Genomic DNA, 21046 nt, shown 5'->3' on the forward strand with positions numbered 1-21046 from the left:
CCGCTTAACGTCTCAAACACCCCGAGTGATTTATACATGTCTTATCGTGCCCCCGTTTCCGAGTTCCGCTTTCTGTTGGACCATGTCGTCGGATTTCAGAACGTCGCAGAAACCAGCCGTTTCGCCGAAGCCACACCCGAAACCGTAGACGCGGTCCTGACCGAGGCGGGCAAAATGTGCGAGGACATCCTTGCCCCGTTGCAACGGGCCGGTGATCTTCACCCAGCCGGTCTTGAAAATGGCGTGGTCCGCACGTCGCCAGGGTTTGATGCAGGATATCGCGCGATTGCCGATGGCGGTTGGATGGCCATTGCAGCTGATCCGGACTACGGCGGGATGGGGTTGCCAATGGCCATGGTCACCGCCGTGAATGAAATGATGAGCGCGTCCTGCCTGTCGCTCCAACTCGCGCCGCTGATGTCCCAAGGGCAGATCGAAGCGCTGGAACACCACGCAAGCCAGACGTTGAAACAGCTTTACCTGCCCAAGCTGATTTCCGGGGAATGGGTCGGCACCATGAACCTGACCGAACCACAGGCCGGCAGTGACGTTGGCGCACTCACCACCAAGGCAGAGCCCAACGGGGACGGCACCTATGCAATCTCCGGGCAAAAGATCTATATTTCATGGGCGGATAACGATTTCACGGACAATGTCTGCCACCTTGTCCTGGCCCGATTGCCGGACGCTGTTCCCGGCACCAAAGGCATCAGCCTGTTCCTTGTTCCAAAGCGCATTCCGAACCCAGACGGATCTGCGGGTGTCACCAACAGCCTCAAGGTGGTCAGCCTTGAACACAAGATGGGATTGCACGGTAGCCCGACCGCCGTCATGCATTATGACGGGGCAACCGGGTGGCTTGTCGGCGAAGAAAACGACGGCATGCGCGCCATGTTTACAATGATGAACAACGCGCGCCTCGGCGTTGGCGTGCAGGGTGTGGGCGTGGCCGAAGGCGCGTATCAACACGCGCTGGCCTATGCCGAGGGCCGCAAACAGGGCCGAACCGAGAACAATTCCATCACCGATCACGCCGATGTCCGTCGCATGCTTGCCACCATGCGGGCCGAAACATTTGCCGCCCGGTCCATCGCGCTGGCCTGTGCAGTTGCCATCGACATGGAAACCGCAACCGGCCATTCGGATTGGGCCACCCGTGCCGCGCTTCTCACACCGATCACCAAAGCCTTTGGCACAGACATCGGCATTGAAGTGGCGCAGATCGGTTTGCAGGTTCATGGCGGCATGGGATTTGTCGAAGAAACCGGGGCCGCACAATATTCCCGCGATGTCCGCGTCACCGCTATCTATGAAGGCACCAACGGGATTCAATCCATGGATCTGGTCGGGCGGAAACTGATGGATCGCGGAGAGGCCGCTTACCGCTTGATCGACGAAATACAGGCAGATGCCGAAGCCGCCCGCACCCTGCATCCCGACCTTGGCGACCCGGTATGGGACGCCTGCGAAACGCTGCGCGAAACCACCGAGTGGATGGTCGAAAACGGCACTCAGGATCGGTTTGCCGGATCAGTGCCCTATCTGCGCGGCTTTGCGCGTGTGCTTGGCGGGCATTTCCACTTGAAAGCGGCGAGGGCAGACCCGAATGGCCGACATGCACGTCTTGCCAGGTTCTATATCCATCGACTTTTGCCGGAACATATAGGATTGCTGGCCCATGCCCGTCAGGGTGCGGATGACCTGTTTGCAATCACCATGGATGACCTCGCAGCATGAAAGACCGAAACTTCGGCGGATTACGCTACCCTTGGGAAACACCGCCCGACGAGGGCCAAGCAACAGAAGTAGCTGACGGTATCCTGTGGATTCGCCTGCCGCTTCCGATGAAGCTGGATCACGTCAACGTTTACGCATTGGACGATGGCGACAGCTGGACCCTTGTTGACACCGGTTTCGCCTCCAGGCGCAGCAAGGCCTTGTGGGCGCAGCTTTTGACCGGGCCGCTGGGCGGGAAACCCGTGCGCCGCGTTCTGGTAACGCATCACCACCCCGATCACATCGGCATGGCGGGATGGTTTCAGTCAGACCATGGCTCGACCCTGATCACAACACGCACTGCATGGCTCATGGGGCGGATGCTGCAGATGGACGAGCAGGCAACGCCGAATTCGGAAACACTCGTATTCTGGCAACGCTGCGGCATGGCCCCGGAGATTCTTGAAAAACGCAAATCGGAACGGCCGTTCAACTTTGCCGATTGCGTTGCGCCCTTGCCCTTGGGCTATCAGCGGATCAAACAGGGCGATACCGTTACAGCGGGCGGGCGGACATGGGATGTTCACATCGGCAACGGGCACGCGCCCGAACACGCAACGCTGTGGTCGCGCGATGACAATCTGGTACTAGCGGGCGATCAAATCCTGCCGTCGATCAGTTCCAATATCGGGGTCTACGCCACCGAACCCGAGGCCGACCCGGTCGCGGATTGGCTTGAAGCCTGCGAACGCTTTTCAACACTGGCGCGCGAAGACCATCTTGTTTTTGGCGGCCACAAATTGCCCTTCACCGGGCTGCCCTTGCGGCTGCATCAATTGATCGAAAATCATCACAGCGCATTGCGACGTCTGGAAACACATCTGGCAAAGCCGCAATCGGCCGGCGACTGCTTTGCGCCGCTGTTCAAGCGCAGTATCGGTGACGGGGAATACGGGCTCGCTCTGGTCGAAGCGACAGCCCATTGTCTGCACCTCTGGCACGAAGGACGCGCAACGCGTGATCTTGATGAAAACGGAACATGGATCTTTCACGCACAGGCGTGATGCGCGGGGTTTAGGCCCGCCCGCCTTCGGCGGATAGCGCGAGGGGGGAAATGCCCAGACTGCCCAGCGCAGCCTCCCATTTCTGCCCATCTTCGGTATCGAACACCAATTCCGATGTCGCATCGCAGGTCAACCACCCGTTCGAGGCAATCTCGCCTTCCAACTGCCCCGGCCCCCATCCGGCATACCCCAAAACCACCAAGCGTTTCACAGGCCCGGTGCCTTTGGCAATGTTTTCAAGCACATCCAACGTGCCTGTCATGGCAAAGCTGTCATCAACCTCAAGCGTTGTCATATCCGACCGAAAATCTGGCGAATGCAGGACAAACCCACGACCCAGTTCCACCGGACCGCCGAAATGCACCCGAACATCGGTGACGTCTTCGGGGGTTTCGATAGAAAGCTGTTCCACCAGATTGTTAAAGGTCACATCGGCAGATGGTTTGTTGACGATCAATCCCATCGCGCCTTCGGCGGAATGCGCACAGATATAGATCAGGCTGTGTTCGAACCTGGGATCGGGCATTCCCGGCATCGCGATCAGCAATTGCCCGGTCAGGTCAGTCATGGTTTGCGTTTCTTGCACATCCCAAAGATGACTGTCCCTCTCTGGCGTTGCAAGACCACAATATCGCTATCTTGCCCGGTTATAGCAGGTTTGTGACTTTTCATCGCGACCGAAACGCGCCATCTGCTTAGATATGAAGCTGTTTCGCGTTCTCTTTACCGCCTTGGTGGCCAGCCTTGTCTTGGGCGTCCCAAACACGGCCCCGGCAGGTGATTCACTTGGTTTGTCGAAAGTTGAATTGCGCCCCGGCTGGCGGATGCAAGACGGCAGTCACATGGCCGCCCTGCATCTTGTTCTTGAACCGGGCTGGAAAACCTATTGGCGCGCGCCCGGCGATGTGGGCATTCCACCGCAATTCGACTGGAGCGGTTCGCGCAATATCACATCTGTTTCCGCAAGCTGGCCCACGCCCGACGTGTTTTTTGAACAGGGCATGCGGTCTGTTGGCTACCAACAAAAAGTTATCATCCCCCTGCACATGACCGCGCAGACGGCTGGCACCGATATGTCGGTCACGGGTGAAATGCAGATTGGGATCTGCAAGGATATCTGTATCCCCGCCAATCTGACATTCAAGGCAACCCTGCCCCCTGCCCCAACACGCCCGGACCCGATGATCGCCGCGGCGCTGACAGACATGCCCTTTACCGCGCGCGAAGCTGGCGTCACAAAAACCACCTGCCGCATCGAACCAAGCGATACGGGCGGATTGGTGCTCCATACCAGAATCGACATGCCCAGCGCGGGCGGAACCGAATATGTCGTGGTCGAAGCCGGCAACCCTCATGTGTGGGTCGCAGAACCGGACAGCCGCCGTGACGGCGACGCGCTTTATGCCAGCACACGCATTGTGCATGTGGAAGGGCGCAGCTTTGCACTTAACCGTTCAGACTTGCGTTTTACCGTGATCGGCGACGCTTACGCGGTTGATATCCGGGGCTGCGCGCCGTGATCCCTCAGGCGGGGTGTCGCAAACGCATAACCGCGAACACCGACGCAGCCGCCACATAGACCACCAGACAAATGACCGCCGCCCCCAACACGAACAGCGCAAGCGCCATGGTAAGCCCGATCTCTCCGCCAAAGGGCGTTGACGCCAGCAGCGTTTGCAACAGATCAGGCAGCCGCCCTGTGACCGCAAACGCCCCCATTGTGGCCGCCAGCCAGCCAACAATCAGGCCAGAGGCACCAAGCATCGTGGCACGCAAACCAGGGCGGCGAAACTGCAACCCGCGCCGCGCGGTCAGGGTCAGACGGCCAATATCGTTCTGTATGGCGATCAAAGACGGAACGATAAGCAGCACCAAAAACATGCCAAATCCAAGACCATACACCAGCGTGATCACGGTTGGCTTTAGGAATTGCGCCTGATTTGACTGTTCATAGAGCAGCGGGAAAAGCCCCAGAACGGTTGTTGCCGTTGTCAGAAACACCGGTCGCAAGCGATCCGCCGCGCCATCTATGATCGACGGGATCAACCCACGCTCCTGTGCCTTTTCGTCAATCGTCGTCACCAGCACGATTGAATCGTTGATGATGATGCCCGTCATGCCCAACAGCCCGACCACCGTAAACATGCTTAACGGCACGTCCCATTGCGCATGCCCATAGATGGTTCCAACCAATCCGAACGGAATGACCGACATAACCACCAAGGGGCGCGTCCAGCTTGCAAAGACCCACGCCAAGACGATGTAGATCGCAAGCAAGGCAAGGATCAGGCCCGTGCGCGCATCATTCAGGAATTCGCCCTCCTGTTCGCTCAGGCCGGACAACTGGTAGTCCACCTGCCGCTCGCTGGCGATGGTCGGCAGGATCTCTGTCTCCAATGCCAGCATCAGATCATTGGCGCGGGCGGGGTCATCCTCTGATATGTCGCCGGTGACCGAAATCAGGCGAATGCCATTCTCGCGCCGAACGGTCGAAAAGCCGGTGCGCCGTTCGACGCTGACAATATCGGCAAGCTGCACATAAGCCCCGGCCGGTGTGCGCATCTGGGTGCGTTCCAGAAAATCGGCGGTCAGCTCCCCTGCAGGAAGCTCGACCCGGATCTCGGCGCTGCGTGGACCATCGGGATAGGTCGCCGCTTCGATCCCGCCCAGCCGCGCCCGCAACACACGGCCCAACCCATCTATCGTAAAGCCCAAAGCCTGCCCTTGGGGCGTCAGCTCAAGGATCAACTCTTCTTTGTCATAGGCAAGATTATCCTCCACGGCGGACACTTCCGGATACCGCGCCAAAGCGGTTTTAAGGTCTTCTGACGCACCTTTCAGCGTTTCGGCGCTTGCCCCAAAAAACTGGATATCAAGCGCATCCCCACCCGGCCCCGAACTCCAGCTGCGAAAGCTGATCGTCTCGACAAGCGGGTGTCGCGGCACGCTGTCTTGCAATTCACTGATAAACGCGCGGCTCGAAAACGGGCGCAGGTCTGCATCAATTAATTCGATAGAGATTCCGCCCAATTGGTCAGCATCCTTGGTATCTGATCCAGCCAGCCCCCGACCCGCATTGCCCCCGATTTCGGCAATCACATAATCAATCGGATTGACGCCCTCCCGCTCTTCGAAGGTCTGGCCGACATCCTCGACCGATTTCTGGAAGATCCGCATCATCTCAAGCGTGTCGTCCCGCGTCGCGCCCGGTGCCATCGCAAAATTGCCGGTCACCGAATTACGTTCGGGAGAATTGAAAAACCGCCATTGCACATCACCGCGGATAAATGTGGCCGCCTGCGCCGCCAATAACACCACAGCACCGGCCAGCACCGCATAGCGCGCCTGTATCACCACCGCCATCAAAGGCCGGAACACCCGTTCGCGCACCCAGCGAAAACCACGGTTCACAACGCGCGATGGCATATCGTACCAGTGTTCCTTGGCACTATGCGTCAACGCATGCGCCATGTGATTGGGCAGGATCAGGAAACACTCGATCAAAGACGCCGCCAGCACGGCAATCACCGTAAACGGGATGTCGGCAATCAAATCACCAAACCGCCCACCAATCGCGACCAACCCGAAAAAAGCAATAATGGTCGTCAAGGTTGCTGAAAACACCGGCAGGGCCATCCTCTGCGCCGCGCGTTCCGCCGCCTCGACAGGGGGCATTCCATTGCGCGCAAGATGGTCGGCATGTTCGCCCACAACGATGGCATCATCCACCACGATCCCCAATGTGATGATCAAGGCAAACAACGAGATCATGTTAAGCGTAATGCCTGCCGCATACATCAGCGCAATCGCCGCCATCATGGCCGCAGGAATACCCGCAGCCACCCAGAACGCGGTGCGGACATTCAGGAACAAAAACAACAGCGCAAGAACCAGCCCAAGACCGGTCAGCCCATTGTCGAGCAAAATGTCCAAACGGCCCGAAATTGCTTCGGCCCGTGTCCGGATCAGATCAACGGTTACGCCATCTGGCAAAGACGCCTGAAATTCAGATGCCACGTCCTCGACCGTGCGCTGGATCGCAATCGCATCCCCCTGATCGCTGCGATCCACACGAATTGAAATTGCCGGATTGTCACCCACAAAATAACTGCGCTCGCGGTCAATTCCTTCTACAAAAATGACACCCACATCGCCGACCGTCAGGTTTGATCCGTCATCATTCGACCGCAGCACAATATCGGAAATCTGATCTGCGCTGCGCTTTTCGACACCTGTGCGCACCCGCGTATTGGCAGTGCCCACATCCCCGGCGGGGTTGGCGTCCACCTCCTGGGCGATGGCATCCGCCACCTCCTGCATCGAAATATCAAAGGCAATCAGGTTCGCCGACGGCACTTCGATGATCGTTCGCGGAGCCGCCAAGCCCCGGATCGTCGTCCGCGTGACACCTTCCGCAAACAAGCGTGTCGTAAGCTCGTCGGCAAAGCGGCCCAGCTGATCCACACTGACCGGACCGGTGATAATAAGATCAGTCACGCGATCGCGCCACGTTCCACGGCGCACCACGGGATCGTCGGCATCGGCAGGCAACGTCGTGACCCCGTCAACCGCCGTCTGCACATCATCTGCGGCGCGGGACATGTCCCAATCGGGTTCAAACTCCAGCCTAAGGCTCGCGCTGCCCTCCCGCGAGCTTGCTTCAGAGCTTTCGACCCCTTCAACCGATAAAAGCGCCGGTTCCAGAACCTGCACGATGCCCCGGTCAACATCCTCCGCACCCGCGCCGTCCCAACGGACCGACACGCTTACATTGTCGACAACGACATCGGGAAAGAACTGCGCCCGCATATTCGGGATCGCCACGGCACCGGCGGCAATCAATAACACCAAAAGCAGGTTCGCAACCGTCTTGTGGCGCACGAAATACCCAAGAATGCCAACGGCACGGCCTGAAAGAGTGCGGGCCATGGATCAGCCTCCCATTCGGGATTCAAGACGTTCGACCACGCGCACTGGCACTCTGGCTTGGCCCAGCTGGTTCAGGATACGCTGCCGCGCCTCCGCGGGCATCCCTGTGTTGGCCTCGACAAACGCGGTCAACCGGGCGCGCCGCTCTTCCGACAACTCGACCATCTCGGGGGTCTCGGCCAAAGCTGACGCCGTTCCGGAGTTGCGAACGGGCCTGACTTTGATACCGCCGCCAAGCAAGGGGGTACGCTCTGCAACCACTTCACGCCCACCCAGATCACGCGCCCGGATCAAAACATCATCGCCCTGACGCCGCATCAAAGTGACCTGCACAATGTCCAATCGGTCGTCTTCGGCCAGAACCAGAACCTCATTCGCGGCGTTCAAAGCAGACGCCGGCAGGCGCGCCACACGCTCCAGCGCGGGCTCTTCGATCTTGACCGTAACAAAGTCACCCGGCCGGAATCCGGGGGCGGTGCCCAAAGTCGCAAACAACAGGCGCCCGGTTTGCCCCGTTCCGACTGCCGCTCCCGCCCGGCTGAGCCTGCCCTGCGCGGTCAAATTGGTGCCAAACACGTCCAGAACAACGGTGACATCCGCCTCGCCCAATTGCCCGTCTGCATCCAGAAGCCGCGCGAATTGCTGTGTCGAGACCCGAAACGCAACTTCCAGGGCATCGGCATCGATCAAACGGGCAAGCTGTTCATTGGCGGACACCAACCGCCCTTCTACCACCGTCACGTCTGATAACGTTCCCGTAAATCCGGCAGTAATCACAGTATCGTCCAGCCGACGCTGCGCCTCGGCTTCGGAAATGATGGCCCGTGACAGACGCGTTGTGGACTGATCAATCCGGGCTTCGGCTTGCGCGACAGCCTGACGGCGCGACAGCACCGCCTGTCGCGCTTGCGCTGCGGCAAGCTCGGCAACTTCAACCGCCGCCGCCGTGCCAACACCGCGCTGTTGCAAATCACGCTGCCGCTGGAACGCACGTTCGCGCAACACCGCCTGCTCTTCTGCCGCCGCCAGTTCATCCTGCGCCAATACCAATGCGCGTTGGGCTTCGCGTTGTTCCGCCTCGGCATCCACGATATCGCTTTGCACCCGCTCCAGAACCGACTGCGCATCGGTCGGATCAACCCGCACCAATATTTGGCCGTCGCGCACAGACCCGCCTTCGACAAATTCCGGTGCCAACTCAACCACGCGCCCACCTGCAGCGGCTCGAATTTCCAATGTCCGGCGGCTTTCGATCTGGCCAAAGGCGGTCAGCTCGGGCGTTATAGTCTCGAACTGAACGGGCACCACATTGACCGCGAAAATGCGCTCTCGCTGCTGAAAAGACCGCGGTTCCTGCGCCATACGATCCTGAACCGCATCCCGCACCTGCACCCCGGCATAGGCCAGCAAGCCAAGCGTTAACGAAAGTAGAAACAACCCTGTCAGGCTACGGCGCAAAAAGCGCATGGCGGACAATCCTTCATTGCAGGTCTGACTACTAGGTAGCCAGTTCCGCATGTTTTCCAATAACATGCTTCTTCATTACACGAACCTGCCGGTTATTTCCGTCGCAAATGTTCGTCCAATCGCGGAAGAATCTCGACAAAGTTACAAGGACGGTGCCGATAGTCGAGCTGAAGGCTTAAAATTTCGTCCCAGGCATCCTTGCACGCACCGGGGCTGCCGGGCAGCGCAAACAGGTATGTTCCATTGCACACACCCCCTGTTGCACGGCTCTGGATGGCGCTTGTTCCGATCTTGTTGAACGACACCATCGTGAACACCGTGCCAAACGCGTCGATCTCTTTTTCATAGACATCCCGATGCGCCTCGACGGTGACATCGCGCCCGGTCAAACCTGTGCCCCCGGTCGAAATAACAACGTCGATATCGGGCTGTTCGCACCATGATTTTAACTGTGCCGCGATTTGTTCACGCTCATCCTGAATGATCTGTCGATCGGCCAGAACATGGCCCGCCCCTTCGATCCGGGCCACCAAAGTGTCGCCAGACCGATCCTCGTCCATTGATCGCGTATCACTGACCGTCAGCACCGCAATGCGAATGGGCAGAAAGGTTTTTGTCTCGTCGATACGGCTCATACTGGGGCTTTCAATTTGAGAGATGCGCTTTCAGGGCCAACAAATCGGCCCAGGCATCGCGTTTGGCGGCAGGATTGCGCAATAGATAGGCTGGGTGGAACATGGGCAAAACCGGGCATCCCGCACTTTCCGCCCATTGACCGCGCAACCGGGTGATTCCGCGTTTTCCAAGCAAGGCCTGACACGAGATATTCCCCATCACCACAAGCACGCTTGGCTTAGCCAGCGCAATATGGCGTTTCAAAAACGGCAACATCATCGCCATTTCATCTGGTTTCGGGTCACGGTTTTGCGGTGGCCGCCATGGCAACACATTGGTGATATAGACCGACGCCACACCATCGCGATCGCGACCCAGATCAATCGCCGCCAGCATTCTATCCAAAAGCTGCCCCGCACGTCCGACAAAGGGTTTTCCGATACGATCTTCATCCCGACCCGGCGCTTCGCCAACGATCATCACTCGCGCGCCCGGTGTGCCATCGGCAAACACCAGGTTTCGGGCACCTTTTTTCAGCTCGCAATGCGGAAAAGCGGCCAGTGCCGCCTGTAAAGACGCAAGATCCCCAGCTCCTTGCGCTGCGGCTTCTGCCTCTGCCGCGGGATCGACAGTTGCCTGTGGCAGAACCGGCGTAACCGGTGCGGATGCAGCGGGTATCAAGCCCGCCTTTGGCGGTGGGGCAACCTGTTCAAACCGATTGATGGGCACCTCCGAGATTGCCTCGGTGATGCCCATCTCGACTTGCCAGTCAAGCGCCGCTTTCGCCGCGTGCCAATCTACATACGAATCCATGCCGGCATCTTAGCCCGGCAGGGATGCAGGCAAAAGCAGCGTTGATGCGCCTGTGGCTTACAGCGGAGGAAACTGCCCCGGATACCGCTTCCAATTCGGCAGAACGACCTGTGGTGCATGATATGTCCGAACAGGTGCATGATGCTGAACCTTCGGTTTCTTCACATGCACTCTCGGACCTGCCCCAGTGACACATCCCTGTTCCACCATAGCCGTTGAAAGCGCATCGTAATGCCCCCGCGCCACGGAAAGCTGCGCGGATTGATCAACACTGACCGGCAAGGCGAAAATGGCAGGCCAGAAAATCAGGCTCGCTGTGAAAAACACCGTATCCGATTGTGCGGCGCTGCGTTGTTCGGCGGTGATATGCTTGACATATCCAGCAAGCTTGACCCGTTCGCGGTAAAGCTCATGGCAGCTAGCCCCGCGATAGACAATGCTCGGAATATAAGACGCCGGCACGCGCTGCGCCTGTTCGGCACATGCTGTTAGAAAAAGACCCGCGGTCAGCAGAAACGCGGTGAGTGCAGATTGAATTCTCATATTATCCCCCAGACTACTTTCACGGGTGTACCGATGCACCCTTAAGGAAATCAACCATGGAGCGAAAAAACTACTTAAAATCTTGTGGATAACTGCAGCCGGGAAAACAATTGCCAAACACAACCGCCCGCTTGCTTGCTGGCATCCAGAGGTCAGCCTATAAGCGCGCAAAGATGGGCCTTTGGACATGACATGACTTTCACACCGCGACATCTCCTTGGGATCGAACCTCTTCGCCCGGACGAAATCACCACATTGCTTGACCTGTCCGATCAATACGCCGATCGCAACCGCACCAGAACATCCAGCACCGATGTCCTTGCCGGGATGACTCAAATAAACATGTTCTTTGAAAATTCGACCCGCACACAAGCGAGTTTCGAATTGGCGGGAAAACGTCTGGGTGCGGATGTGATGAACATGGCGATGCAGGCCAGTTCGGTCAAAAAAGGCGAAACGCTGGTGGATACCGCATTGACCCTGAACGCAATGCGGCCCGATCTGCTGGTTGTGCGGCACACCCAATCGGGTGCGGTTGACCTGCTGTCTCAAAAGGTCGATTGCGCGGTTCTCAACGCCGGGGACGGGCGTCACGAACACCCGACCCAAGCGCTGTTGGATGCGCTGACCATCCGCCGTGCCAAAAAGCGCTTGCACCGGCTGTCCATCGCCATCTGCGGCGATATCGCTCACAGCCGTGTGGCGCGCTCCAACATCATGCTTCTGGGCAAGATGGAAAACCGTGTCCGCCTGATCGGGCCACCAACGCTGATGCCGTCCGGCATCGCGGAATTCGGGGTCGAAGTGTTCGAAGACATGCGCGAAGGCCTGCAAGACGTGGATGTGGTGATGATGCTGCGCTTGCAAAAGGAGCGTATGGATGGCGGGTTCATTCCGTCGGAACGCGAATATTACCATCGCTATGGGCTTGATGCCGAAAAGCTGAGCCACGCCAAGGACGACGCCATTGTCATGCATCCCGGCCCAATGAATCGCGGCGTCGAGATAGACGGCACTCTGGCGGATGACATCAACCGCTCTGTGATTCAGGAACAGGTGGAAATGGGGGTCGCTGTGCGCATGGCCGCAATGGACCTGCTGGCCCGAAACCTGCGCACACGCCGCGCGGAACAGCCCGAGGGCGTGATGGTATGAGCATCCGCATGCATATCAAAAGCAGCGAACAGGGCGTGATCCGCGTGTTCCATATCGACCTGCCACGCGAAGCGATTGAACGCTTTACCATGCAGGCCGGAACCGGTGAATGGCCCGTGCAATATGCCCTTGGCGCGACATCACTGCGCAACGCATTTGTCGAAGTGATTGATCTGCGCGATCTGGATGAAATGTCGCTGTCACAATACCTGACCAGCGCCCATGACGTAACCGGATCAGATTTCGAAGACATGCGCGCGCGACTTGATGCATTGAAAGGGCATGTCCTGATCCTTCCGTCGCAGGCTTTCAACCAGACCGAACAAGATCTGAACATCGCGCCTCCGCTGCACTGGGTTGGCACGTTTAACGAACCCCGCCCAAAGCCGCGCGGTGCCCCAATCGAATCCGATGCCGCCAAGCGCAGCGACAGCACCCCGCCCGACGCTTTGCGACCAGCCAGGAAACGCTCTGGACCAAACGCTGGTGTGATCATCGGCGCACTTTTGGGGCTGGCTCTTTTAATCATCATCGCAAAATTCGCGCTCTTTTAGGCGCAAGCTCTGACCATGACCGAATTTCGCCCCGATAAGACAACCTACATTCGCACCCATGCCGTCATGACAGCCTTTGCCATGGCTGCGGGCATGCTTGTCTTGTGGCTGATCGACAATCCGCACATCTGGACAGGCGCGGTGGGTGGGTTTGCCGCTGTCGTCGTGCGGGGCTGGTACATGTCCTCTGAACTTCTGGATGAGGTCTGGACACTGGATGCCCGCAAACTGACCGGTCCGTATCAACGACAGACCCGTGTTGCCGATATCGCCAAACTGCGCACCATCGCCGGGGCGGTTCAGGTTGTGACCAAATCAGGCGACAAACATCTGATCAAGTACCAGAAAGACCCTCAATCGGTAATCGCCACCATCAACGCCACGCGCGAGAAAGCGGCCAGCGCATGACCACGCTGATCACAAATGCAAAACTGATCAACCCCGAAGCCGGCACTGTCACATCGGGCGCCGTACTTATCCGCGCCGGCGTCATTGCCGAGGTGTTCGCCTCCCCTGACCCTCAGCTCAGCACGGATACCGTACCAACCAACGCCCGCATTGATGCCGGGGGCAAATACCTGGCACCCGGGCTTGTCGATATCGGCGTCAAGATTTGCGAACCCGGCGAACGGCACAAGGAAAGTTATGGCTCTGCCGGGCAGGCCGCAGCCGCGGGCGGCGTGACCACCATCGTCACGCGCCCCGACACGACACCCGCTGTCGACACACCTGAAACCCTGGAATTTGTCCGACGTCGCGCCAACGAAGCCGCCCCTGTCCATGTTTTGCCAATGGCCGCACTGACCAAAGGGCGTAACGGGCGCGAGATGACCGAGATCGGCTTCCTGATGGATGCGGGCGCTGTCGCATTCACCGATTGCGACAGTGTGGTGCGCGACACCAAAGTGTTGAGCCGCGCCATGACCTATGCTCGCGCGTTGGGTGCGTTGGTTGTCGGTCATCCGCAAGAACCGATCCTCTCGCAAGGCGCGGCAACAACATCCGGAAAATTTGCCTCGCTTCGGGGGTTGCCCGCTGTGACGCCAATGGCAGAACGGATGGGGCTCGATCGCGATATCGCGTTGGTCGAAATGACAGGTGTGCGCTACCACGCTGACCAGATCACCACGATGCGCGCCTTGCCGTCGTTGCAACGTGCCAAAACCAATGGTTTTGACGTGACGGCGGGCATCTCGATGCATCACCTCACGCTCAATGAATTCGACGTCGCGGATTATCGCACCTTCTTCAAGGTAAAGCCGCCTCTGCGTTCCGAAGACGACAGACAGGCAGTTGTCGAGGCCGTCAAAACCGGCCTGATTGACGTTATCGGATCGTTTCACACACCCCAGGACGAAGAAAGCAAACGCCTGCCCTTCGAAGAAGCGGCCAGCGGCGCGGTCGGGCTTGAAACCATGCTCCCTGTCCTCATGCGCCTCTACCATTCCGGCGATCTGGACCTGCCGACACTCTTCCGCGCTCTGTCGCTCAACCCTGCCAAACGGCTTGGCCTTGACAGTGGGCGGCTTGCCAAAGGGGCCCCGGCAGACCTCGTGTTGTTCGATCCCGACAAGCCAATCATCCTCGACCGGTTCCGCCTCAGATCAAAGTCCAAGAACACCCCCTTTGACGGCGCGCGCTTGCAAGGTAAAGTCCTGCAAACCTTTGTCAGCGGAACCTCGGTCTACCGGAGCGCCTAATGCCATTTCTCGAGTCGAGCCTCCCTGTCCTCGCGCTCTGGGCCATTATCGGGTATCTGCTGGGCTCGATCCCCTTTGGCCTTCTCCTGACCAAGGCGTTCGGGTTGGGCAATTTGCGCGAAATCGGCTCTGGCAATATTGGGGCCACCAATGTCTTGCGCACCGGCAGCAAATCCACCGCTGCGGCAACGCTGCTGCTGGACGGAGCCAAAGGCGCGGTCGCTGTGTTGGCGGCACGGGAACTGGCCAACGAAGATGCCGCCCAACTGGCGGCACTCATGGCCTTTCTTGGTCACTGTTATCCGGCCTGGCTGGGCTTCAAAGGGGGCAAAGGCGTCGCCACATTCCTTGGCCTGATGCTGGCGCTGTCCTGGCCCATCGGTCTTCTCTCCTGCGCGACATGGCTGGCCGCCGCCGCCATCAGCCGAATTTCAAGCCTGTCCGCGCTGGTAGCTGCCGCGTGGGCCCTTATGTGGTGTCTCATGCTCGGGCAGGGTCAGATCTTTGTCCTGACGGTCATTCTGGTCGCGCTGATCATCTGGCGGCACAAAGACAACATATCCCGTCTCAAGGCCGGGACAGAACCGCGCATAGGTGGGTCCAAAACCTAGACTTCCTCTTGCTCAAAATACCTTGGGGGTCTGGGGGCAAAGCCCCCAGCCTGTCGGATGGGCACAGCCCATTCGAAACCCGTTACTCCGCCGCATCCCGTTTCGGCAAAACCCAGTCGGGCCGCGGGAAGTGACAGGTATACCCGTTCGGGAACCGCTCAAGATAATCCTGATGCTCTGGCTCCGCTTCCCAGAAATCACCAAACGGCTCTACCTCTGTCACCACTGTGCCGGGCCAGATCCCGGATGCGTTCACATCGGCAATCGTGTCAAAGGCACAGGCTTTCTGCGCCTCATCCACATAATAAATTGCCGACCGATAGCTCATCCCGCGATCATTGCCCTGCCGGTTCAGCGTGGTTGGATCATGGATCTGAAAGAAAAACTCCAACAGTTGACGATAGGAAATCACTGCCGGATCAAAGATGATCTCGATCCCCTCCGCATGGGTTCCGTGGTTGCGATAGGTCGCATTCGGCACATCGCCCCCGGTATATCCAACCCGTGTCTTTTCAACACCGGGCAGCTTGCGGATCAGATCCTGCATCCCCCAGAAACAGCCCCCCGCCAATACAGCGCGTTCCGTCATGCCACATCCTCCACTTGATCCAAATAAGCGCCATAACCCTCGGCCTCCATGTCATCACGATGGATAAACCGCAGGCTGGCGGAATTGATGCAATAGCGCAAACCACCCCGATCTTGCGGACCGTCTGGGAACACATGCCCCAGATGACTGTCACCATGGGTCGACCGCACTTCGGTACGGATCATACCATGGCTCACATCCCGCAGTTCGTTCACATGCCCAGGCTCGATCGGCTTGGTGAAACTTGGCCAACCACACCCCGATTCGTACTTGTCAGATGACGCAAAAAGCGGCTCTCCGCTGACAATATCCACGTAAATGCCGGGGTCTTTGTTATCGAGGTATTCCCCGGTCCCGGGCCGTTCCGTGCCACTTTCCTGCGTGACATAGAACTGTTCGGGCGACAGCGTCGCAATGACATCCGGGTTCTTCTCATATTTCGCCATGAGGGCACCTCCAGTTTGTGACTTGGGTCTATAAATGGCCCTGCCCACAAAAACGCCAAGGGCTATTACAATGCGGTCTCGGCGTCGTGAGTTTGCTGAAACACCGCCGATTACACCAATTTCGCCACGGCCCACCGCGCCGCGTCGGCAACCACGGGGTCCGGATCATCCACCAATGCCTGCGCAACATCCCGCAATCGAGGCGACCCGGAATTACCAATCGCATACAGCACATTGCGCACGAACCGGTTGCGGCCGATCCGTTTGATCGGAGACCCGGAAAACCGCGCCCGGAAACCAGGATCGTCCAACTGTGCCAATTCGGCAAGCTCCGGCGCACGCAAATCATCCCGCGCGTGATATTTCACCTCGGTCGCGCGCTGGGCAAACTTGTTCCAAGGACACACCGCCAGACAATCATCACAACCGTATATCCGATTGCCCATCAATTCGCGCAGCTCTTCGTCCACCGGGCCATGATGCTCAATCGTAAGGTAAGAAATACAACGCCGCGCATCAAGCTGGTACGGGGCCGGAAAGGCATCCGTCGGACACACATCCAGACAGGCCCGGCACGATCCGCAATGATCAACCTCTGCGACGTCCGGCGTCAGGTCCAGCGTCGTGAACACGGACCCGATGAAAAACCACGATCCCAAATCGCGTGACACAAGGTTCGTGTGTTTTCCTTGCCACCCCAGACCCGCCGCCTGCCCCAGTGCCTTCTCCGGCACCGGGGCGGTATCGACAAACACTTTCACCTCGCCACCAGCCTCGGCAATCAACCAGCGCGCCAACCGCTTAAGCCGCTTTTTGACCACATCATGATAATCGCGATTCTGCGCATAGACCGACACGGTGCCCGTCTCTGACCGGTCAAGCGCCTCCAGCGGATCATGGTCCGGCCCGTATCCCTCGGCCAACACAATCACCGACCGCGCCTCTGGCCACAACACCTGCGGCGCGCCGCGCCAATGGGTGCGCTCCGCCAGCCAGCCCATCTGGCCATGATACCCCGCGTCAAGAAACGCCCGAAGCCGGTCCGGCACCTCTGGCACATCCCAGGGCCGGCAAATCCGGCAGGCCGAAAACCCTTCGACCAAGGCCGCCGCCTTCAGCCGCGCGGTCAGATCCACGGCGCACCTGTGTATCTCTGTTTCAAAAATATCTCGGGGGTGTGGGGGCCGGCCCCCACTCTGACATCCGGGCTAGAAATCCAGATCGGCATAATGCGGAGGCTGCGGAAACCCCGATACCTGATCAGCAAGGATCGACCGGAACGCCGGGCGTGATTTGATCTTTGCGTACCAGTCTTTGACAATCGCACTGCGGTTCCAATCCACATCCCGAATATAATCCAAAGACGACAAATGCGCAGCAGCCGCAAAATCTGCCAGCGTCATGGTATCGCCTGCCAACCAACGCCGATGATCCAGCAACCACGCCATATAATCCAGATGATATTTGATCGCCTTGGCCCCGGCTTTCACGTTTTTGGAATCCGGGAAGCCTTGTTTGGTCACTTTCTTGTTCACCCGCTCATACAAGAGCTTGGACGTGACCTCGTTGTGAAACTTGTCATCGAACCACCCCACAAGCCGCCGCACCTCGTAGCGCGCCTCCGAGGATCGCGGCATCAGCGGCGGTTCGGGGTATTTTTCCTCGATATATTCACAGATCGCCGCACTTTCCGACATTGTACGCCCGTCGATCTTGATCACAGGTACTTTGGCGGCCGGGTTGCGGCGCAGGAAATCCGGGTCTTTCTCCCAGTATTTCTCTTCGACCAGCTCACATTCGATCTTTTTCTCAGCAAGGCTCAACCGCACCTTCCGGCAAAACGGAGACAATGGAACATGATACAACTTCGCCATTCGTGATGTGCCCTGATGAAACTCCAAGCGTGCTCTACTTGCCGTGAAGCGGAAGGTCTTTCAATGGCCTCCCGCGTGAAAGTGCCAAAGCGCGCGGTTTTCGTCTCACCTGACAGAGGGATTATTGAAAACAGTCGGCCCGTCCATCCACCCGGATGGTTTCGGCACCGGCCCGGATCGACGCCCCCCGGCGCTGCACAAAATTGCTCGGTCGCGACGCCGAGCGTGTTTTGGGCGATGGCAAAACAGCCGCCAATCGGGCAGCTTGCGTGGCGCTCAGATCCCGCGCATCGACACCAAAGTAATGCTGTGCGGCGGCTTGCACGCCGAACACACCTTCATCAAATTCTGCAATATTCAAGTACACTTCCAGAATACGCCGCTTTGTCCACAAAGCCTCGACAACCGGGGTCAATCCGGCCTCCATCGCCTTGCGCAGCCAGGACCGGCCCTGCCACAGGAACACGTTTTTAACCACCTGCTGGGAAATGGTTGACGCTCCACGCGCGCCTCCGGCTGCGATTGCCGCCTGAATGGCCTCGACATCGAATCCCCAATGCAGGCAGAAATTGGCATCCTCTGCTGCGACCGCCGACCGCATCACAACCGGGGCGATTTGCGTGGCCGGCACCCAGACCTGCTCTACAGGGTCACCCAGCCTGCGACCCTCGGACCACATCGTATGAGTCGTCGGCGGATTGACATAGCCCAACAGACCAACCAGCAGCACTGACAGCACTGCAATCAGCAGCACGCTGCGGATCGCCCATTTGACCGTCCAACGATAAGGCGCAAGGATTTTCTCCACCAAAGTGGGTGGCTTGGCCTTGCGCTTTCGGCTCCGCTTGGGCGGGTCCAGCCTTGGCCCCTGCTGCGCCGTTGATTTGGATTTACTGCCTGCCATCGCAGACACATTAGGCGCAACCGCCATCGGTGAAAACATCCCTCACTCATTACCGGAACCCAAAAAGCTAAATCACAAATTCGGTCCAAGATGGGCGTGACTTTGGCAAGACCGTGAAATGGTTTAGGTCTCATGTCCAAACCACAAGGCCAGACCCATGCCCATTCTTGTGCTCTATTGCGGCTTTTACCTCTTTGGCCTGCTCCTGGCCCGTTGGCTGACCCTGCCCCGCCAGGCCCTGATCAGCGGTATCGCCACAGCTGTGGCCGCGGGCGTGGCCTCTCTCACGCTGTGGCTTCTGACCCGAACCATGCTCATTGAACCCTGGCTGGCCATCGCAATGACGGGCGCTGTCGCTCTACCTGCCCTGATGCTGGGCCTTGGGCTGATGGCAGGGGCCTGGATCAGGTTCCGTCACACATCCGGCTTCGCTGTGAGCGCGGCATCTGTGCCTCCCGCAGCCATAGTGCTGATATATCTCTTTGGTTAACCACCCAGTACCCGGCAAACCGCATCAAAAAACCCGGCACGCAGGCCGGGTTCCCTGATCATGAACTGGCTGCGATCACTCGGTCGGCCAGCCACCAATCGCGCGCACTTCGAGGAATTCCTCCAATCCCCAAACACCGCCTTCCCGGCCATTGCCGGATTGCTTCATGCCACCAAACGGCGCACCTGCACCGCGCCCCTTGCCATTGATATCCACCATACCGGACCGAACCGCCCGCGCCACGCGACGGGCTTTTTCCGGATCAGAGGTCTGGATGTAATTTGTGAGACCGTAATCCGTGTCATTGGCGATTTCGATGGCCTCGTCTTCGCTGTCAAACGGCATCATCGACAAAACCGGGCCAAAGATCTCTTCGCGCATGATGGTCATGTCATTGGTGCAATCGGCGAACACCGTTGGCCGCACAAAGAACCCCCGGTTCAACCCATCAGGACGTCCCACACCGCCCGCCACCAGACGCGCGCCTTCGTCAATACCTTTCTGGATCAGATCCTGAACCTTGTTGAATTGCATCTCGGATACCAGCGGCCCGATGTGCCGGCCCTCCTCGGACGCGGCATTGACCTGTGTGGCCTCGGCAGCCGCCTTGGCGTCTTCGACCGCCTGCGCATAGCGTGACCGTTCAACCAACATCCGCGTCGGCGCGTTGCAGGACTGTCCGGTGTTGTTAAAGCAGCGGATGATACCGTGCTTCACCGCCTTTTCATTCGCATCCGCAAAGACGATGTTGGCACCTTTCCCGCCCAGCTCAAGGCTCACGCGCTTAATGGTTTCGGCGGCCGCGATGGTGATCGCCTTGCCCGCCCGGGTAGAGCCGGTAAAGCTCACCATATCAACGTCTTGATGAGATGACAGCTGACTGCCCACACCCGGACCATCGCCGTTGACCATGTTATAGACACCGGCAGGCACACCCGCCTCATGCATGATTTCCGAAAACAGCAATCCCGACAGCGGCGATTGTTCAGACGGCTTGAGAACCATCGTACAGCCGGTCGCCAAAGCAGGCACCACCTTGAGCGTGATCTGGTTCATCGGCCAGTTCCAGGGCGTGATCAACGCACACACGCCAATCGGCTCGTGGATGATATGCGTGTCCTCTTCGCCAGCCCGCAGCGGCGCTTCAAACTCGAAATCCCTCAACGCGTCGATAAAGGCCTTGAGATGAAAAGACCCGGTGCCCGATTGCTGGGTTTTCGCCATTTCGATGGGCGCACCCATTTCCCGGCTGATCAATTCAGCCATGTCATCCGACCGCCGCAGATACACATCCAGAATGCTTTCCAGCAAATCCAAACGCTCTGCCTTGGACGACAAGCGCCATTTGGGGAACGCGGCTTTGGCCGCTGCCACGGCCGCATCGGTATCCGCCTGCCCCCCAAGCGAAATCGTCTCGGTGACTTCTTCGGTCGACGGATCGACCACACCAAACTCTTGTCCCGCCTGCGGCGAGACCCACGCTCCGTTGATATAAAAGTTGCGCGCATGTTCCATGTTGGGCCCTTCCTGCCAGAGGTCGTCGATATATCAACAGACATGCGCCACACGCACGCGG

At 58.6% G+C, this 21046-nt stretch carries 21 protein-coding genes; 9 read left to right on the forward strand and 12 right to left on the reverse strand.

Annotated features, from left to right (window positions below; all coding sequences use genetic code 11):
- Positions 1–36 precede the first annotated feature (36 nt).
- Positions 37–1737 carry an acyl-CoA dehydrogenase gene (locus ACG74X_RS02420; protein ID WP_411232471.1) on the forward strand — a complete coding sequence of 567 codons (1701 nt, stop codon included), beginning with the start codon at positions 37–39 and terminating at the stop codon, positions 1735–1737.
- Positions 1734–2780 carry an MBL fold metallo-hydrolase gene (locus ACG74X_RS02425; protein WP_411232472.1) on the forward strand — a complete coding sequence of 349 codons (1047 nt, stop codon included), beginning with the start codon at positions 1734–1736 and terminating at the stop codon, positions 2778–2780. Before ACG74X_RS02420 ends, ACG74X_RS02425 begins: the two co-directional genes overlap by 4 nt.
- A gap of 10 nt (positions 2781–2790) precedes the next feature.
- Here the strand turns inward: ACG74X_RS02425 and ACG74X_RS02430 are convergent, their stop codons facing one another.
- Positions 2791–3348, reverse strand: coding sequence for a YqgE/AlgH family protein (locus ACG74X_RS02430; RefSeq protein WP_411232474.1), 558 nt, complete (start codon positions 3346–3348; stop codon positions 2791–2793).
- Between the two features lie 133 nt (positions 3349–3481).
- Between ACG74X_RS02430 and ACG74X_RS02435 the strand changes: the two genes are divergently transcribed.
- Positions 3482–4300: a protein-disulfide reductase DsbD domain-containing protein gene (locus tag ACG74X_RS02435; protein ID WP_411232475.1), complete on the forward strand. Its 819-nt coding sequence runs from the start codon at positions 3482–3484 to the stop codon at positions 4298–4300.
- A 4-nt stretch (positions 4301–4304) separates the two neighbouring features.
- On the opposite strand, the gene ACG74X_RS02440 is transcribed toward ACG74X_RS02435, so the two are convergent.
- From ACG74X_RS02440 to ACG74X_RS02460, 5 genes are all read right to left on the reverse strand, one after another.
- A complete protein-coding gene (locus ACG74X_RS02440) occupies positions 4305–7709 on the reverse strand; it encodes an efflux RND transporter permease subunit (protein WP_411232476.1) in 3405 nt (1134 codons plus the stop codon).
- Positions 7710–7712: 3 nt separating this feature from the next.
- A complete protein-coding gene (locus ACG74X_RS02445; protein ID WP_411232478.1) occupies positions 7713–9176 on the reverse strand; it encodes an efflux RND transporter periplasmic adaptor subunit in 1464 nt (487 codons plus the stop codon).
- 92 nt (positions 9177–9268) lie between these two features.
- The gene (moaB, locus tag ACG74X_RS02450; RefSeq protein WP_411232479.1) at positions 9269–9811 is read right to left on the reverse strand and encodes a molybdenum cofactor biosynthesis protein B; all 543 of its coding nucleotides are present in this window, start codon (positions 9809–9811) and stop codon (positions 9269–9271) included.
- Between the two features lie 10 nt (positions 9812–9821).
- Positions 9822–10604, reverse strand: coding sequence for a uracil-DNA glycosylase (locus tag ACG74X_RS02455; RefSeq protein ID WP_411232480.1), 783 nt, complete (start codon positions 10602–10604; stop codon positions 9822–9824).
- Positions 10605–10661: 57 nt separating this feature from the next.
- Entirely contained in the window at positions 10662–11264 is a 603-nt protein-coding gene (locus tag ACG74X_RS02460; RefSeq protein ID WP_411232482.1) for a hypothetical protein, read from the reverse strand.
- A 75-nt stretch (positions 11265–11339) separates the two neighbouring features.
- Between ACG74X_RS02460 and ACG74X_RS02465 the strand changes: the two genes are divergently transcribed.
- Genes ACG74X_RS02465 through plsY form a run of 5 tightly spaced genes read left to right on the forward strand, consistent with a single transcriptional unit; the run spans position 11340 to position 15167 of the window.
- Positions 11340–12302: an aspartate carbamoyltransferase catalytic subunit gene (locus ACG74X_RS02465; RefSeq protein WP_411232483.1), complete on the forward strand. Its 963-nt coding sequence runs from the start codon at positions 11340–11342 to the stop codon at positions 12300–12302.
- Between the two features lie 8 nt (positions 12303–12310).
- Positions 12311–12856 (forward strand): aspartate carbamoyltransferase catalytic subunit, encoded by a 546-nt coding sequence (locus ACG74X_RS02470; protein WP_411232484.1) that lies wholly within the window; start codon positions 12311–12313, stop codon positions 12854–12856.
- Between the two features lie 15 nt (positions 12857–12871).
- A complete protein-coding gene (locus tag ACG74X_RS02475) occupies positions 12872–13264 on the forward strand; it encodes a hypothetical protein (RefSeq protein WP_411232486.1) in 393 nt (130 codons plus the stop codon).
- Positions 13261–14556: a dihydroorotase gene (gene pyrC / locus ACG74X_RS02480; protein ID WP_411232488.1), complete on the forward strand. Its 1296-nt coding sequence runs from the start codon at positions 13261–13263 to the stop codon at positions 14554–14556. The genes ACG74X_RS02475 and pyrC overlap by 4 nt, the downstream gene beginning before the upstream one ends.
- Positions 14556–15167 carry a glycerol-3-phosphate 1-O-acyltransferase PlsY gene (gene plsY, locus ACG74X_RS02485; protein WP_411232489.1) on the forward strand — a complete coding sequence of 204 codons (612 nt, stop codon included), beginning with the start codon at positions 14556–14558 and terminating at the stop codon, positions 15165–15167. The genes pyrC and plsY overlap by 1 nt, the downstream gene beginning before the upstream one ends.
- A gap of 82 nt (positions 15168–15249) precedes the next feature.
- On the opposite strand, the gene msrA is transcribed toward plsY, so the two are convergent.
- The 5 genes from msrA to mtgA form a co-directional block, all read right to left on the reverse strand.
- The gene (gene msrA / locus ACG74X_RS02490; protein WP_411232490.1) at positions 15250–15756 is read right to left on the reverse strand and encodes a peptide-methionine (S)-S-oxide reductase MsrA; all 507 of its coding nucleotides are present in this window, start codon (positions 15754–15756) and stop codon (positions 15250–15252) included.
- Positions 15753–16202, reverse strand: coding sequence for a peptide-methionine (R)-S-oxide reductase MsrB (msrB, locus tag ACG74X_RS02495; protein ID WP_411232491.1), 450 nt, complete (start codon positions 16200–16202; stop codon positions 15753–15755). Before msrB ends, msrA begins: the two co-directional genes overlap by 4 nt.
- Before the next feature lie 110 nt (positions 16203–16312).
- Positions 16313–17338 carry a tRNA epoxyqueuosine(34) reductase QueG gene (gene queG, locus ACG74X_RS02500; protein ID WP_411232493.1) on the reverse strand — a complete coding sequence of 342 codons (1026 nt, stop codon included), beginning with the start codon at positions 17336–17338 and terminating at the stop codon, positions 16313–16315.
- Between the two features lie 72 nt (positions 17339–17410).
- Entirely contained in the window at positions 17411–18076 is a 666-nt protein-coding gene (locus tag ACG74X_RS02505; RefSeq protein WP_411232494.1) for a glutathione S-transferase family protein, read from the reverse strand.
- A 121-nt stretch (positions 18077–18197) separates the two neighbouring features.
- Complete coding sequence (gene mtgA / locus ACG74X_RS02510) at positions 18198–18980, reverse strand: monofunctional biosynthetic peptidoglycan transglycosylase (RefSeq protein ID WP_411232878.1); 783 nt, start codon at positions 18978–18980, stop codon at positions 18198–18200.
- A 157-nt stretch (positions 18981–19137) separates the two neighbouring features.
- Here mtgA and ACG74X_RS02515 point away from each other — a divergent pair, with 157 nt between their 5' ends.
- A complete protein-coding gene (locus tag ACG74X_RS02515) occupies positions 19138–19470 on the forward strand; it encodes a hypothetical protein (RefSeq protein ID WP_411232495.1) in 333 nt (110 codons plus the stop codon).
- Between the two features lie 75 nt (positions 19471–19545).
- Here the strand turns inward: ACG74X_RS02515 and ACG74X_RS02520 are convergent, their stop codons facing one another.
- Positions 19546–20985 carry an aldehyde dehydrogenase family protein gene (locus ACG74X_RS02520; protein ID WP_411232496.1) on the reverse strand — a complete coding sequence of 480 codons (1440 nt, stop codon included), beginning with the start codon at positions 20983–20985 and terminating at the stop codon, positions 19546–19548.
- Positions 20986–21046: the final 61 nt, after the last annotated feature.

Source organism: Marivita sp. S0852, assembly GCF_046591575.1.
Lineage (GTDB): Bacteria > Pseudomonadota > Alphaproteobacteria > Rhodobacterales > Rhodobacteraceae > Marivita.

Coding starts and splice junctions, on each gene's coding strand:
- ACG74X_RS02420 (WP_411232471.1), top strand. CDS start 37: ATGTCTTATCGTGCCCCCGTTTCCGAGTTCCGCTTTCTGTTGGACCAT.
- ACG74X_RS02425 (WP_411232472.1), top strand. CDS start 1,734: ATGAAAGACCGAAACTTCGGCGGATTACGCTACCCTTGGGAAACACCG.
- ACG74X_RS02430 (WP_411232474.1), bottom strand. CDS start 3,348: ATGACTGACCTGACCGGGCAATTGCTGATCGCGATGCCGGGAATGCCC.
- ACG74X_RS02435 (WP_411232475.1), top strand. CDS start 3,482: ATGAAGCTGTTTCGCGTTCTCTTTACCGCCTTGGTGGCCAGCCTTGTC.
- ACG74X_RS02440 (WP_411232476.1), bottom strand. CDS start 7,709: ATGGCCCGCACTCTTTCAGGCCGTGCCGTTGGCATTCTTGGGTATTTC.
- ACG74X_RS02445 (WP_411232478.1), bottom strand. CDS start 9,176: ATGCGCTTTTTGCGCCGTAGCCTGACAGGGTTGTTTCTACTTTCGTTA.
- moaB (WP_411232479.1), bottom strand. CDS start 9,811: ATGAGCCGTATCGACGAGACAAAAACCTTTCTGCCCATTCGCATTGCG.
- ACG74X_RS02455 (WP_411232480.1), bottom strand. CDS start 10,604: ATGGATTCGTATGTAGATTGGCACGCGGCGAAAGCGGCGCTTGACTGG.
- ACG74X_RS02465 (WP_411232483.1), top strand. CDS start 11,340: ATGACTTTCACACCGCGACATCTCCTTGGGATCGAACCTCTTCGCCCG.
- ACG74X_RS02470 (WP_411232484.1), top strand. CDS start 12,311: ATGCATATCAAAAGCAGCGAACAGGGCGTGATCCGCGTGTTCCATATC.
- ACG74X_RS02475 (WP_411232486.1), top strand. CDS start 12,872: ATGACCGAATTTCGCCCCGATAAGACAACCTACATTCGCACCCATGCC.
- pyrC (WP_411232488.1), top strand. CDS start 13,261: ATGACCACGCTGATCACAAATGCAAAACTGATCAACCCCGAAGCCGGC.
- plsY (WP_411232489.1), top strand. CDS start 14,556: ATGCCATTTCTCGAGTCGAGCCTCCCTGTCCTCGCGCTCTGGGCCATT.
- msrA (WP_411232490.1), bottom strand. CDS start 15,756: ATGACGGAACGCGCTGTATTGGCGGGGGGCTGTTTCTGGGGGATGCAG.
- msrB (WP_411232491.1), bottom strand. CDS start 16,202: ATGGCGAAATATGAGAAGAACCCGGATGTCATTGCGACGCTGTCGCCC.
- ACG74X_RS02505 (WP_411232494.1), bottom strand. CDS start 18,076: ATGGCGAAGTTGTATCATGTTCCATTGTCTCCGTTTTGCCGGAAGGTG.
- mtgA (WP_411232878.1), bottom strand. CDS start 18,980: ATGGCAGGCAGTAAATCCAAATCAACGGCGCAGCAGGGGCCAAGGCTG.
- ACG74X_RS02515 (WP_411232495.1), top strand. CDS start 19,138: ATGCCCATTCTTGTGCTCTATTGCGGCTTTTACCTCTTTGGCCTGCTC.
- ACG74X_RS02520 (WP_411232496.1), bottom strand. CDS start 20,985: ATGGAACATGCGCGCAACTTTTATATCAACGGAGCGTGGGTCTCGCCG.